Raw genomic sequence first — 15,415 nt, 5'->3', positions numbered from 1 at the left:
ATACGTTTACTTGGAAGCGTTGTAGTTGCTCAAGAATTCTTTTACTTTTGCAGGATCAGCTTTCAATTCATTCCCGGTCTGAACGAGCGGGCTTACTGTAGAGTATGCTTTGAGTTTGTTGTTCTTGTAGAAACTCAAAATCTCATCTTGATTGATGGAGTACAGCACGGCTTTTCTCAAGTCACTGCTCTTGGCAACTTCACGATTGGCCGTGTTGAACAACAGATAGGAGACAGCGTTACTTGGCAGACTTTGCAGTTTCAGCTTGCTGTCATTTTCAATGATGTCATACTTGGTTTCAGGTACACCGTAGTATAAGTGAATCTCGCTGCTGCGAAGAGCAGAGAGGGCGCTATCTGCATCCGAGATGAATCGGACGTTAACCTGAGCGATTTTTGGCTCATCTTCCGTACCCTTACGGTAGGCCGGGTTTTTCAAGAATACACCTTCATAATCATTTTTATAAGACAAAATATAAGGGCCACTCGTGTAAAGGGTGTTATTGTATGCTGCGCCTTCAGTCACCGTGTTCTGGTCACCGTAAGGAATATCTTTGTTGACGTCAAAGGAAGCCACATCATATGTGTTGATGCTCTCCACCTGTTTTTTGGACACGATCCCAGCAGATTGGTGAGCCAGGTAGTTCAGTACTTGCGGGAAAGGTTCAGTTGTTGTTAGTTTAACGACCTGATATTTCCCTGCACTATTATCTGCTTTGGTTTTGTCAGTCACGAGTTCTGTAATTTTGCTGCCCAAGCCTTGTTCCAATTCTTCCAGGATGGTTCCATTACCGCTGGATTGTTTAACAGATTGCAATGCACTCAGATCCGTTACAACCTCAGCTTCTTTGATGTGTTCATGCAAACTGTACGTCCGGTGATCCGGAACGGAATCTTTGTTTTTAGCACGATCCAGGGAGAAGATGACATCATCTGCACCGACACGTTCTCCTGTATCTACAGCTTTTTTGTTATCAATCTTAGCAAAGTTGATATCGTCTCTGAGGATGAAGTAGTAGTCCGAATTTCCTTCAGCAATACTGAAGTTATGAGACAGTGATCCATCTGCTGTCAGCTGATCGTCATCTGTCAAGTTAACGAGACGTACATACATATTGGTGTTCAACTGGTTGATGGAGCCGTCGTTTCCTTTGATGGGATCAAGGGAAGTCAGTACGGATGCACTTTGCGTCAGAATCAACGGGTCTGTGGCATTTTTGGAGCTGTCCTTGAACTCAATCGGTTCCCAAGCCATGGCGCGGGATTTGGAGAGACGAACGGTGTCGACATTCAGAATGTCTTTGTTCACAGCCTGACTTTTCAGGGAAATGTACAAAGGTGCGATATACGCCTGATCCGTTACCAAGCGATCTTCCAATTGTTTGTACGTGTCTTTGTACTCATCTGGAGTTTGAGTAGCGGCCTGATCGATGAGTTTATCAAGTTCCCCATCGGCGAGGATACTGTAATCTCCACCTGTTTTGAAAAGGGAACGTACCGCATAATCGGGATTTCCCGTTACCGTTGTCCAGCTGGACAAGGCAATATCATAATTCCCTGCATCCTGCTGGGATTTGAAGCTACCGTAATCCGGCTGCAAGTTCAGCTTTACATTGAATCCATTTTTAGTCAGCTGGTCGCGGACAATGTTTACATCATTTTCGGAAGAACTCATGGCGAGCAGTTCAATGTCTGCCGGTTTTTGTGCAGTTTCTGTTGTGTCCGCTGGTGCGGTCTCCGCCTGGGATTCGGTTTTCGTTTTTACACTGCAGCCGGAAATCACAATGACGAGAATTAATAGCAATGAGATTAGTGTACGTTTTTTCATGGGATTACCCTCCATATCTTGAATGTGTGATGTTTGAATTCTTTTTTCTGTATCCGTTCAACGAATCGTTTATGCTTTCTCCAGCTTGGGATCAAGCGCATCACGCAGGCCGTCACCGAGAAAGTTAAACGAAAGAACCAGTAGAATAATAGCCAAGCCTGGATAAATCGCCAGATAAGAGTGGGTCTCCAGGTATGTACTGCCGAGCTTCAGAATGTTACCCCATTCCGGAATATGCGGCTCTACACCGAGTCCCAGATAACTCAAGCTGCTGGTAGCGATAACCGCTCCACCGATCGTGAGTGTGGATTTGATAATCATGGGCGCAAGCGAGTTAGGAATAATGTGTTTGAAAATAATCGTACGATTGTTGTACCCCAGTGCACGTGCAGCTTCCACAAATTCAAATGTAGATACATAGAGTACACTGGCTCTCATGGTACGGGCATACGTTGGAATCGAACCCAGACTCAGCGCCAGAATGAGATTGACCGTATTGGCTCCGAACGCCGCAATAATGGCAATGGCGAGCAGAATACCCGGAATTGCATAGAGAATATCGAGCAGCCGCATGATGATGTTATCCGTATGCCTTCCGTAGAAGCCGGAGAATGCTCCGAGGACTCCGCCGATCAACACAGGAATGATGGTCGACATGCAACCTACGATCAAGGAGATCCGGGCACCGAATACAATCCGGGAAAATAAACATCGTCCGAAGTCATCCGTTCCCAATGGATACGCAAGGGAAGGCGGTTGAAGCAGAGCCGAGTAGTTATTTTCCACAGCCATACTGTAGTCAAAGGTGAAGAAACTGCAGATCGATATCGAGAACAGAAAAATGATAAAAAACAAACCGGACATGGCAGTCATATTCGGAGCAAGGCGCTCCCACAGATCGTTCCAGAAGTTTGATTTTTGTTTCCCCTGTCTGCGAATTCGTCCGATAATGGAAATGCCGAGCAATAGCGCAAATACATTACCTGTGATCGAGGTAAGAATTAGTACTACACTGACACCGATCATCCAGCGAGGGAGGATAGAGGTCGCATTGTATCGGGATACGATAAGCAGTACGACCAGGTCGATGACCAGAATGAATATCAGCACCGCCATGGCTGGCAGAAAGTTGTCAGCCACATAAGGTTTGAAGATATTTAACGCGGATACACCGATCACGAACAGCTGGGTTAACAGCATGTACACCGCAAAGGTATACTCCACGTTCCTGGATTTTCGAATCAGATGAAAGGCTGCCGTTACGATAAATATATTGCCTGAAATGATAGCAAGTAGCTGAACCCAGGCTAACCTGAGAGTCAAAGCAGAAACCGTACCGGTTCGGATCAAGTCTTTTCGAATCCGAAAGGTGATAACACTTTGGACCAGTGTGAAGAATACATAGATCCCAAGTATCGTTAGCAGAAATGGTTTGAACGTCTGCCCGCTCCAGTCATAACTGTTGAACAGCAATAATGCAGTCAAGAGAAGGGACGTGATCCAGGCAAAGCTTGCCTGACTGTATTCTCGAGAAGACTTAAGCCGGAAACGCATTTCTTGTGTTAAGGATTTTGTCGTCATAGTACACCTGCTTTAATATTGTTTCATCTTGGAACGCACTCTTGGATCAATAAAAGCGTACAGCAGATCAACCGCTACATTGATAATGGAGATCGTAATTGCTGTGTAGATTACTCCGCCCATGATACTCGGAATATCGGGGATAAATTGCTTATCCACAATATAGCTGCCGAGACCGCTGATATTAAACACTTTCTCCGTCACTGCTGCCCCGCCCAGCATGGCACCGAATTGAAGTCCAACCACAGTTACGATTGGAATCAATGCATTGCGTACAGCGTGTTTCAGCATGACCTGACGTTCGCTTAACCCCTTGGCGCGGGCGGTCATCACATAATCTTCATGAATGACTTCCAGTGTGGAAGATCGAGTCATCCGAGCCACCGCAGCCGTGAGTCCCGTGCCCAGCACAATGGTTGGCATAATGATCGATAGCCAATTTTGCGGGTTGAAGGTGGCGGGAAGCCACTGCAATTTGATCGAAAAGTTCAGAATAAAAATAAGTCCTTGCCAGAAATTCGGGATCGATAATCCAATCAGAGCGATAAACATAAACGTATAATCGAACCATGAATTAGGCTTAATCGCTGAGATGATACCGATGGGCAATGCAATGACAAGTGCCAGTAGCAGGGAGATGACCGCCAGCGTCAATGTAATTGGAAACTTCCTTGCGATCGTAGCCGTGACATCTTCATTTCCCGCAAAAGACTTGCCAAGATCGAAGAGAGCAACTCCCTTAATATTGTTCCAGAGCTGTGTAAGATAAGGTTGATCCAAGCCATACACCTGATTGAATGCTGCAATCTGTTCCTGCGTTGCGGTCTCTCCGAGAATGTTAGCTGCCGGGTTAAACGGAGACAGATACAAAATCGTAAATACGAGTGTTGCTACGCCCAGAATGACGAATACCGTCATCAGTATTCTTTCAAATATGTACTTTAGATAAGGATTGCCATACAAAAACAGAATGCTATACATCAGACAGCCTGGAATAATGGATATCGCGAAAAACCACGGTTTGTCGATAAGGGTGTGGAACGTATCGGCCAGTGTAAGTCGTTGATGTCCTTGTTCCAGAAGTATGCGGGACGTCCGCTCCTTCAACTCTGTCTGAACACTTTCTTCCAACCATTCCTCGGTCTGACGTGTGAATTCTACCTCACTGACCTGCTGCTGGAAAAAACGATGTTTGCGACGCAGCTGATCTTCCACTTCCAACTTAAGCTTGTTCCTGTAGGAAGAAGCGAGCAGTTCTTGCTCAGCCGCCTGCCTGGCAGCTACCCAGCCGTCATTTTTTCGATTCGAACGCCAAATTAGAAATACGACCAAATTGATCGGTAATCCAAGAATGAACAGAACATATCGGTAGGAAGGATGAAGCAGCATTTTGCCATAAATAAAACTTGAATTGTGTACCAACCGCGAGAGTCTGCTGCTTTTTGCAAGATTCAAACCAAGCGTGCCTCCTTTCATTCAGGTTTAAATTGCATTATTCCGATTGATATAGTATATATTATTTAGGGTCTAAACAATTGTCAAGGAATTAAATGGTATACATATGAGATGAGTAAATGTGAAATATGGATGAGAGCTGGTGATGGCATGGAACCTTTACTGAAAGTTAATGATTTATCTGTCTCTTTTCACTCTGGAGAGAGTGAGTTTCAGGCAGTGCGAGAAGTGAGTTTTGAAGTACGAAAAGGCGAGACGCTGGGCATTGTAGGAGAATCGGGCAGCGGAAAAAGTGTAACAGCACGCTCCATTATGAGGCTGCTTGCATCGCCGCCTTCGCAGATGAAAAATGGAGAGATTCTATTTAAAGGGGTCGACCTGGCCAATAAAACGCAGAAAGAGATGGAGAGCATTCGTGGGCGTGATATTGGCATGATCTTTCAGGACCCGATGAGTTCCCTTAATCCGACTATTAAAGTAGGTAAACAGATCTCCGAGAGTCTGATCAAACACCAGAAGGTGTCCAAAAGGGAAGCCAAAAAGCAGGCGATTGCCATGATGGAGCGGGTGGGGATAACTCGCAGCGAAATACGCTACAACCAATATCCGCACGAATTCTCCGGAGGCATGCGTCAGCGGGTCATGATTGGTATCGCACTCGCTTGCCGTCCTGAATTGCTCATTGCCGATGAGCCGACAACCGCACTGGACGTTACGATTCAAGCTCAGATTCTGAATTTGATGAAAGATATGCAGGACCAACTGGGCACATCGATTATTCTGATCACGCATGATCTGGGCGTAGTGGCAGGCATGTGCGATCGGGTTGTTGTTATGAAGGAAGGACAGATTGTGGAAACCGGGACAACGACAGAGATTTTTGCTAATCCCAAACACCCGTATACCATCAGACTGCTGAATGCATTACCGCGTCTGGACCAGAAGAAAAAGCCAAAACCGGTATCATTGGTCCCGAGAGATCTGGAGGATGATCAGCCGTTGCTTGAGGTGAAATCACTCAGACAACATTTTAATCTGGGCAAAGGTAACACCTTAAAGGCTGTTAATGATATCAGTTTTCATATTCGTCAAGGAGAGACGCTTGGCGTTGTAGGGGAATCTGGTAGCGGAAAATCGACTACAGGCCGTGCCATTCTGCGATTGCATGAGCCAACGGGTGGAGATGTGCTGTTTAAGGGAGTTCCGCTTAATCGTCTGTCGGCTTCGGAGATGAAAACAATGCGCAGACATATGCAGATTATTTTCCAGGACCCTTATGCATCTCTGAATCCCAAAATGAGAATTATGGATATCATTGGAGAAGCCCTTGATATTCATCAACTTGCAGGCACTGCCGCTCAGCGGGAGAAGCGTGTGGAGGAATTGCTGGAGATGGTGGGTCTCGACCCTACCCATGCGCAGCGTTATCCGCATGAATTCTCGGGTGGACAGAGACAGCGGATTGGTATTGCGCGAGCTTTGGCTGTGGAGCCGGAATTCATCGTATGTGACGAACCGTTGTCCGCACTGGATGTGTCGATACAAGCACAGATCGTACAGCTGCTTGAAGAGTTGCAGCAGCGACTAGGCTTGACGTATCTATTCATCGCGCATGACTTGTCCATGGTCAAACATATCAGTGATCGAGTGGCTGTGATGTATAACGGAAAAATTGTTGAACTGGCAGAGAGTGAAGAACTCTATTCCAACCCGCAACATGCCTACACCAAGGCGTTGCTGTCTGCTATTCCTGTACCTGATCCGGCGGTAGAAGCGAAGAGAAAGAGACATGTTGTAAAAGAAATAACAAGAGAAAATATTGATGTAGAAGACCGTTATAATCTCGAACATTCCAAGTGGGTAGAAGTCACGGAAGGACACTGGGTAGCCATATCTAGCTAAAGGAATATAGCGCTTTGTAACTACAAAAGAACCCCGACGATGATCTCCATAGATCGTTATCGGGGTTGTGTTATATGTGTTTTGTATAATAGCAGTCATCGAAAGCAATTATTTGAATTGGACCGATTTTTTGATGGTATCAATCTCGGCTTTGGTCTCATCATCCATGTAAGTGAAGATGAAGTTGAAAGCATACCCTTCAATAATCGTACTATAGTAGTCCTGAGTAACGGTTGTACCGTCACCTGCTTCCATCGTGATTTGCATGAGATCCATCTCTTTACCACCGATGGTTTCCGTTGTCATTTCTTTGTAATCGTAAGGGAACTGGCTATCTTCCATGAATTTTTTGGTTGCTACCAGGTAGTCTTTACCTGTACGAATACCTTGCAGCAAGCTTACTTTCTCAGCAACCGCAATTGCGGAAGGACCAACTTGGCCTGCATCTAATGGATACTTTGAAGCCATAAGCAGATTCAATGTTTTGGTCTGAGACAGTTCAATTTGTTTTTTCTTTGTTTCATCATCACCAGCAATCGCCTCGGATGAAGCACTTGTCAGCTCATTCATGCCTGCAGCATCCTGGAACTCCCATGCTTCCGGGAATTTCAGCGATACGCCAAAATAATCATTGGTGTAAGAACCTTTTTCTGTAGTCCCCAGCTCAACGTCTTTGGAATTATCAGTTTCCTTGGACTCTTCGCTTGCTGGTTCTGTGTTCTCTGTTTCTTCTGTATTCGCTGTATCAGAATCAGTACCCGTCGTTGTTTCTGTCGGGGCAGGCTCTTCTGTTGCGGCTGTGTTATCTGCTTTGTCACCGCAAGCGGCTGCAACCAGCATAATCATGATGAGCATGGCGAATAAAGAAGCTTTTTTTGGAATTGTCATATTACCCTCCTGAAATGTGTGTGTTTTTCTCTCTCTACATGTTGCCTGCTTTCTAAATTGTGGCACAAACGTTCTCATATACTACCTATAGGAATCTATAGGGGTCTTCTATACATAAGACATTCGGCTGGCAATTGAAACAGCTTCTGTGCTGGATTGCACACCTAATTTGTTGAAAATCACTTTTTTGTGATGATTCACGGTGCATTCCTTGATGAGGACCAAAGTCCTGCCAATGGACGCTACTAATCGTGAAGTTGATTTTGCAAAATAGATATGTTACGCTTACATTACAAGAGCAAACACAACAGAATATGCAATAACATCTTTTGATGGATTGTAACTGTGAAGACAGGCAAAACCTAAACTGATGGTGAAATGAAGGCCCCTTTTTTGGTGCTATTTTACCTTGAGTTTAGGTTTTTCTTGTTTTCTGCTCTGAATTACAGCTTTTTACCTGGAAAAACCAAAATAAATTTCGAAAAGAGGTTGTTGTTCATGACCACGGCAAAAAAAGGATTCCCCGAAAACTTCCTATGGGGCGGCGCTACAGCTGCCAATCAATTGGAGGGTGCATTCGATAAGGACGGCAAAGGCCTCTCCACAGCGGACATGATCGCTCATGTTCCAAAAGAGAAGCGTACAGGCGGACATGCCATGGAAATTTCCTCTTCCCGAATTGAAGAGATCCTCTCCGGCAAAATCGAAGAACGTTTCCCGAAACGTTTTGGTATCGATTTCTACCATCACTTTAGAGAAGATATTGCATTGTTTGCTGAAATGGGCTTCAAAGTATTCCGTTTGTCCATTCACTGGGCACGTATTTTCCCGAACGGTTATGATCAAGAGCCGAATGAAGCAGGCTTGAAATTCTACGATGAAGTATTCGACGAATTGTTGAAATATGGCATCGAGCCGCTCGTTACATTGTCTCACTATGAGACACCGCTTGGCTTGACGCAAAAATATAACGGCTGGGCTGGCCGTGAAGTAATCCAGCACTATGTTCGATATGCAGAAACGGTGTTCAACCGTTATAAAAATAAAGTGAAATACTGGCTGACGTTTAATGAAATTAACGTAATGCTGTTCAGCCCGTACACTGGCGGCGGCATTCTGATCGATAAAGTGGACAACAAGCTGCAAACCACTTATCAAGCACTGCATCACCAATTTGTAGCAAGTGCATTGGTAACGAAGCTTGCTCACGAGATTATGCCTGGTTCCCAAGTGGGTTGTATGCTTGCTCGTATGGAAACTTATGCGGCAACATGTAATCCGGTAGATGTTCGTCTGGCTCAACACGAGAATCAGATTAACCTGTTCTTCACGGACATGCATGCTCGTGGTAAATACCCGAACTACATGGCTCGTTATTTTGAAGAAAACGACATCGTTATTCAAAAAGAAGCAGGCGATGATGAGATCTTGCTGAACAATACCGTTGATTTCATCTCCTTCAGTTACTACATGTCCGTAACCAAATCTGCATCCGCAGACAAGGAAGAAACAGCAGGTAACCTGACTGGCGGCGTGAAAAACCCTTATCTGGAAGCGTCCGACTGGGGCTGGGAGATTGATCCGATCGGTCTGCGCGTAACCTTGAACAACTTCTGGGATCGTTACCAGAAACCATTGTTCATCGTAGAAAATGGTCTGGGTGCATATGACCGTGTTGAAGAAGACGGTTCGATCCATGACTCCTATCGTGTGGATTACCTGAAAAAACACATTGAACAAATGAAAGAAGCCATCAAAGATGGTGTGGATCTGATTGGATTCACAGCATGGGGCCCGATTGACCTTGTGAGTATGTCTACGTCCGAAATGTCCAAACGTTATGGTTTCATCTACGTGGATCTGGATGACGAAGGTAACGGAACACTCAAACGTTCCAAGAAAGATTCGTTCGACTGGTACAAAAACGTAATTTCCAGCAATGGTGAGCAACTGTAGTTCTCTCGTTTCCAGGATTGTTACCGCATGAAAAGCGGGCAAAACCTAACGCGAAAGTTGGCATGGAAGGAATCTAATATTCCTGATAGCCCTTTTAGTTGGAGATTGTCCGCTTTTTCCTGTCAGCAAAGGATAGAGAAATACATTTAGACAAAGAATGAAAATACCGTTAATTAGAGAGGAATGATTGACATGACAACACCATTTCCGAAGGATTTCCTATGGGGCGGCGCTGTAGCAGCCAACCAACTTGAAGGAGCTTATAATACAGATGGCAAAGGCCTGTCTGTCCAAGACGTAATGCCACACGGGATTACAACGCCTAGAACGGAAGCACCTACAGAAGATAACCTGAAACTGATCGGTATCGATTTCTACAACCGTTACAAAGAGGATGTTAAATTGTTTGCTGAAATGGGCTTCAAAGTATTCCGTACATCTATCGCTTGGTCCCGTATCTTCCCTAAAGGCGATGAATTGGAGCCAAATGAGAAAGGTCTGCAATTCTATGATGACCTGTTCGATGAGTGCAAAAAATACGGCATTGAACCACTCGTAACAATTTCTCACTATGAGACTCCGCTGCATCTGTCCAGAACATATGATGGCTGGGTTAACCGTAAAATGATCGATTTCTACGAGCGTTATGTAACAGTTCTTTTCAACCGTTTCAAAGGCAAAGTAAAATACTGGCTGACGTTCAACGAAATCAACTCCATTCTGGAAGAGCCATTCATGAGTGGTGGAATCTACACGCCAAAAGCAGAACTGTCCAAGCAGGATCTGTACCAAGCGATCCATCATGAATTGGTAGCTAGTGCCCTGGCTGTTAAACTGGGACATGAAATTATGCCTGAAGCCAAAATCGGCTGTATGGTACTTAGCATGCCTACGTATCCATTGACTCCGAATCCGGATGATGTAGTTGCAGCGATGCATGCTGAACAGCGCAATGATATCTTTGCTGATATCCATGCACGTGGATACTATCCGAAATACATTAATCGTTATTTCAAAGCAAATAATATCAATATTAAGTTTGAAGATGGCGATGCTGAAATTCTGAAGCATACCGTAGACTTTATCTCGTTCAGTTACTATGTAAGTATCTGTGAGACAGGTGATCCCGAGAAACGTATCGAAGGAAAAGGAAACCTGTTCGCAGGTGTACAAAACCCTTATCTCAAAGCGAGTGAGTGGGGCTGGCAGATCGATCCGCAAGGACTGCGCGTAACCTTGAATAAATACTGGGACCGTTATCAAAAACCATTGTTTATTGTCGAAAATGGTCTGGGTGCAGTGGATGAGCTGATTACCGACGAAAATGGCAATAAAACGGTGAACGATGATTACCGTATTCAATACTTGAATGACCATCTGGTACAGGTGGGCGAAGCTCTTGAGGATGGCGTAGAAGTGATGGGTTATACGTCATGGGGCTGTATTGACCTGGTAAGTGCTTCAACAGCAGAGATGAAGAAACGTTATGGCTTCATCTATGTAGACCGCAACAATGATGGTTCAGGAACACTGGATCGTTACAAGAAAAAATCATTCCACTGGTACAAAGAAGTTATTGGTACGAATGGCGCAAGTCTTAAGAACAACAACGAGTAAATACTAGTTCTTCAAGCATAGTTGTACAAGTACCTTCTTATGTCACATTAACGCACATTAACCGCTTTCACAAAAACATTGTCATATGGATAATTATATGGTAAGATGGGCCTAAGGCTAATGAATACTGGATTGTTACTGTTCAATCAGGCAAAACCAGAAGCAGGGCATATTTCGTGACCTGCTTTGGTTTTGCCTTTTACTACTTTGACGGTGCAAGGTGATGTGAAGAAATGAAAATTGAGAAGGTGCTGAACAACAACGTAGTTACCGTAATTGATCCGGGAGGAAACGAACTGGTCGTTATGGGACGTGGAATTGCCTTCAAAAAGCATACTGGTGAATCAATAGACGAGAGTCTCGTCGAAAAAATATTCTCGCTTGAAAGTAAGGAAGTATCACAGAAACTTAAAACACTTCTGTCTGATATCCCGGTTGAATATGTCGAGTGCTCGGATGAGATTATCCGTTATGCCGAGACGGTGTTAGGTGAGAAGCTGCATGAGAGCATCTACATTTCACTGACGGATCATATTCATTTTGCCATTGATCGACATCGTCAAGGATTGCAGATCCGTAACGCATTGTTTTGGGAGATCAAGCGCATGTACCGGAAGGAATATGCCATTGGACTTAAGGCGCTACAGATTATTGAGGAAACGTTAGGTGTCCTGCTTCCCGAAGACGAATGCGCATTCATTGCGATGCATCTGGTTAATGCCCAGATGAACGGCGAGATGAGGGAAACCATCAGCATTACGAATATCGTTAAGGACATACTTAACATTGTAAGACGTAGTTTTGTAATCGAGCTTGATGAAGATTCATTGAGTTATTATCGATTTTTAACTCATCTGAAGTTCTTTGCCCAACGTGTGTTGCAAGGAATGGCGATTGAAGATAAAGAAGAAGATAATCCGCTTCATGACTTGGTGAGCAAGCAATATCCAGAAGCACATGCATGTGCAGTAAGGATCAGTGATTATACTCGTAAGATCTATAATCGGGTGTTGTCCAAGGAAGAAATACTGTATCTGACCATTCATATTGAACGAGTTGTCAGAAATGAACAAACAATCGAATAAATTTGGGATTGTTACTGCTAAAAAGGCAAAACCTAAACGTTGAATAATGATAAGCTTATCTGCTTTGTCATTATTCAGTGTTTAGGTTTTTTTTAAACCTTCATTACACATAAAAGGAGCAAAACACAATGGATACACAACAATTGTCCAAGGATATTTTGAAACTTGTTGGTGGCGAAGAGAACGTTGATCAAGTCACACACTGTATGACAAGACTCAGATTTAACCTGAATGACAACAAAAAAGCGGACAAAGTGACGCTGAAAAATACACCAGGCGTTATGGGTGTCATGGAGAACGGTGGACAGTTCCAGGTCATCATCGGTAATGATGTGCCTGTCGTGTACAATGCACTTGTAGGCAACATGTCCAAATCCCCAGAGGCGAGTCAGGCTTCTTCGAGTACAAACAGTAAAAAGAAAAATCCGTTGAGTGCTGTATTCGACTTCATATCAGGCGTATTCACACCAATTCTCCCAGCTATCACAGGGGCAGGTATGATCAAAGGAATCGTGGCTTTGCTACTTACCTTTGGGTGGATCGATGCTGCAAGTTCAACATATATTATTTTGTCCGCTATTGGAGACGGTGCATTTTACTTCTTGCCAGTTATTCTGGGGATCAGTACAGCACGTAAACTTGGCAGCAACATGTATATTGGTGCGGCGATTGGTGCATCCGTTATGCACCCTACGATTACGGCATTGTTAGCACCAGGTGAAAACGTAACATTTATCGGATTGCCAGTTGTAGCAGCAACATATGCTTCATCAGTTATACCGATTCTGATTGCGATATGGCTGGCTTCTTATGTGGAGAAAGCTATTGATAAAGTGACTCATGCTTCACTGAAGCTGATCATTGTTCCGACAGTTACATTACTAGTCATTGTACCTGTAATGATGATTGCTGTAGGACCGCTCGGTGTTATTATCGGTAATGGTCTAACAGATGGAATCAACTGGTTGTTCAACAACGCGGGTTTGTTTGCAGGTTTACTTGTTGGGGGAGCATTCTCGCTCTTGATTATTACAGGTATGCACTATGCTCTCGTTCCAATCATGATAGGATCCATCGCTACGCTGGGATACGATTATCTGATTCCACTTATGATGATCGCAAACTTTGCACAAGCTGGTAGTGCTCTTGGTGTATCCCTGAAATCCAAAAATAAACAAATTAAATCTTTGTCCGCATCAACAGGTGTTACAGCTCTCATGGGGATTACAGAACCTGCGATGTATGGCGTTAATATGAGATTTAAGAAGCCTTTTGTTGCAGCTCTTATTGGTGCGGCAATTAGTGGCGCGTTCATAAGCTTCTTCCAAACTAAAGCTTATGTTATTGGAGGACTTGCAGGACTTTCCGGTATTCCGATGATTATTGGCCCCACATTTGTATATGCTTTAATCGGAATTGTGCTTGCTGTTGTAATTTCAGCAGTATTGACATACATTCTCGGATTCGAAGATGTAGTTGAATCTGCACCAGCAGCAACAACTTCTGCTCCTGCTGTAACTGAAGAAGTAAAAGCACAAGATGAGCAAGTATTCAGCCCGATCACTGGTGAAGTTAAACCGCTGAGCGAAGTGCCAGACCCTGCATTCTCTGAAGAGATTATGGGTAAAGGATTCGCGATTCAACCAACTGAAGGCCGCGTTGTTTCTCCGATCAACGGAACTGTGTTCTCGTTATCGAAGAGTGGACATGCCATTGGTCTGGTAAGTGATACAGGCGCAGAGATGTTGATTCATATCGGGATTGATACCGTGAAGCTGAAAGGTCAATTCTTCTCTCCTAAAGTTCAAGCAGGTGCGAAGGTTGCCGTAGGTGATGTACTGATGGAGTTCGACCGGGAACAGATTGAAAAAGCCGGTTACACAACGATTACACCAGTCATTATTACGAACATGCATCAATATGAGTCCATTGAGTCTGCTGGTCGCACTACGATCAAAGAAAAAGACTTGTTGTTCACAGCTAAAGTTTAATCATAAGAACGAAACAGCAGCTTCACCGGAATGTGATCCGGTAAAGCTGCTGTTTTTTTTGCTTATAAACGTTTAGACCACGGGAAGCATCTCCTGAACCAATTGCACAAAGTGTTGTGCAGGCTTGGACAAATAACGGTTCTGCAGCCAGACGAGCGCCGAGCCAACCGTGGAATGCTGATCCTGAATGCGGTATACGTGGAAAGGATGATCTTGATATAGCTGCAGCACCGTGTGAGGCACGATTGAACTGGCGAAGCCGAGTCGGACCAGCTCCAGCAACATATTAATGTCAGAGCACTCGCCCATGATGGAGGGCGTGACCTGATTCTCCCGGAACTTGTCCAGAATCAGCTCGAACATACCGAGTCCTTCTGTACTTGGAAGCAGCAGAGGAATACCCGTAAGCTGCTCAAAATAAGTCCCCAACTCCGCTCCTAGAACCATCTTCTTCGAGCTATCCAGCGGTGTTGAAGAAATATAGAAAAGGGGCTCCTGTGGCAGGTGCAGCACCTCATAGCGTTCGGTCTGGACAGGCATGCGTACACAGGCGAGTTCAACTTTGCCATCTTCCAGTAATCGGCATAATTGCGCAGATTCATTTTGCTGAATTTTATAGGTAACCTGTGGGTGGGTAGTGCGGAACTGCTGAAGTGCTTGCGGGATCAGGCGATCCGATATGGTATTGATGCCGATGGTAAGTTTACCCCGTATGCCGTGACGGAAACTTTGCATCTCCATTACAGCTTCCTCCATATATTTGGTCAAGGTAACCGCATAATCATAGAAGCTGCGACCCGCCTGCGTTAGTTCCATCATGCGCCCTTTGCGTTCAAACAAAATTACGCCAAGCTCTTCCTCCATTAGCTTAAGCTGCTGGCTTAAAGGTGGTTGAGCCATGTGCAGTCTTCGAGCAGCCGCTGTAATCTGTTTCTCCTCGGCAATGGCAATGAAATAGCGACATTGTTTGATATCCAAGTGATTGTCTCCTTTGCCTACAATGTATATGTAATTCGTATGGAAAGCCAACAAAACATGTATTTTTAATATACTACGATCTTATGTTACCATACATTAGATTTGCATACCTGACTAACAGGGTTTGGTTTCTAT

Annotated in this window: 11 protein-coding genes; 5 read left to right on the top strand and 6 right to left on the bottom strand. The window is 44.4% G+C overall.

The window, feature by feature from the left end:
- Positions 1-6 precede the first annotated feature (6 nt).
- The 3 genes from MHI06_RS21935 to MHI06_RS21925 form a co-directional block, all read right to left on the bottom strand.
- Entirely contained in the window at positions 7-1,827 is a 1,821-nt protein-coding gene (locus MHI06_RS21935; protein WP_340399101.1) for an ABC transporter substrate-binding protein, read from the bottom strand.
- A gap of 69 nt (positions 1,828-1,896) precedes the next feature.
- A complete protein-coding gene (locus tag MHI06_RS21930; protein WP_340399100.1) occupies positions 1,897-3,408 on the bottom strand; it encodes an ABC transporter permease in 1,512 nt (503 codons plus the stop codon).
- Positions 3,409-3,420: 12 nt separating this feature from the next.
- The gene (locus MHI06_RS21925) at positions 3,421-4,884 is read right to left on the bottom strand and encodes an ABC transporter permease (protein ID WP_340399099.1); all 1,464 of its coding nucleotides are present in this window, start codon (positions 4,882-4,884) and stop codon (positions 3,421-3,423) included.
- Between the two features lie 129 nt (positions 4,885-5,013).
- Here MHI06_RS21925 and MHI06_RS21920 point away from each other — a divergent pair, with 129 nt between their 5' ends.
- A complete protein-coding gene (locus MHI06_RS21920) occupies positions 5,014-6,765 on the top strand; it encodes an ABC transporter ATP-binding protein (RefSeq protein WP_340399098.1) in 1,752 nt (583 codons plus the stop codon).
- A gap of 108 nt (positions 6,766-6,873) precedes the next feature.
- Here the strand turns inward: MHI06_RS21920 and MHI06_RS21915 are convergent, their stop codons facing one another.
- Complete coding sequence (locus MHI06_RS21915; RefSeq protein WP_340399097.1) at positions 6,874-7,653, bottom strand: hypothetical protein; 780 nt, start codon at positions 7,651-7,653, stop codon at positions 6,874-6,876.
- Positions 7,654-7,761: 108 nt separating this feature from the next.
- Positions 7,762-7,878, bottom strand: coding sequence for a LuxR C-terminal-related transcriptional regulator (locus MHI06_RS21910; RefSeq protein WP_248278184.1), 117 nt, complete (start codon positions 7,876-7,878; stop codon positions 7,762-7,764).
- Between the two features lie 273 nt (positions 7,879-8,151).
- On the opposite strand from MHI06_RS21910, the gene MHI06_RS21905 reads away from it, so the two are divergent.
- From MHI06_RS21905 to MHI06_RS21890, 4 genes are all read left to right on the top strand, one after another.
- Positions 8,152-9,609 (top strand): glycoside hydrolase family 1 protein, encoded by a 1,458-nt coding sequence (locus tag MHI06_RS21905; protein ID WP_264928341.1) that lies wholly within the window; start codon positions 8,152-8,154, stop codon positions 9,607-9,609.
- Positions 9,610-9,795: 186 nt separating this feature from the next.
- Positions 9,796-11,226: a glycoside hydrolase family 1 protein gene (locus MHI06_RS21900; RefSeq protein ID WP_340402164.1), complete on the top strand. Its 1,431-nt coding sequence runs from the start codon at positions 9,796-9,798 to the stop codon at positions 11,224-11,226.
- A gap of 233 nt (positions 11,227-11,459) precedes the next feature.
- Positions 11,460-12,311 carry a PRD domain-containing protein gene (locus MHI06_RS21895; protein ID WP_145323608.1) on the top strand — a complete coding sequence of 284 codons (852 nt, stop codon included), beginning with the start codon at positions 11,460-11,462 and terminating at the stop codon, positions 12,309-12,311.
- A gap of 128 nt (positions 12,312-12,439) precedes the next feature.
- Positions 12,440-14,302, top strand: coding sequence for a beta-glucoside-specific PTS transporter subunit IIABC (locus MHI06_RS21890; RefSeq protein WP_340399096.1), 1,863 nt, complete (start codon positions 12,440-12,442; stop codon positions 14,300-14,302).
- Between the two features lie 72 nt (positions 14,303-14,374).
- Here MHI06_RS21890 and MHI06_RS21885 read toward each other — a convergent pair whose 3' ends face one another.
- Complete coding sequence (locus MHI06_RS21885; protein ID WP_340399095.1) at positions 14,375-15,280, bottom strand: LysR family transcriptional regulator; 906 nt, start codon at positions 15,278-15,280, stop codon at positions 14,375-14,377.
- Positions 15,281-15,415 lie beyond the last annotated feature (135 nt).

Origin of the sequence: Paenibacillus sp. FSL H8-0079 (assembly GCF_037991315.1) — a bacterium.
In the GTDB taxonomy this organism is placed as follows: domain Bacteria; phylum Bacillota; class Bacilli; order Paenibacillales; family Paenibacillaceae; genus Paenibacillus.
The sequence above is the reverse complement of the archived record's forward strand: the minus strand, read 5'-3'. Positions and strand labels throughout refer to the sequence as shown.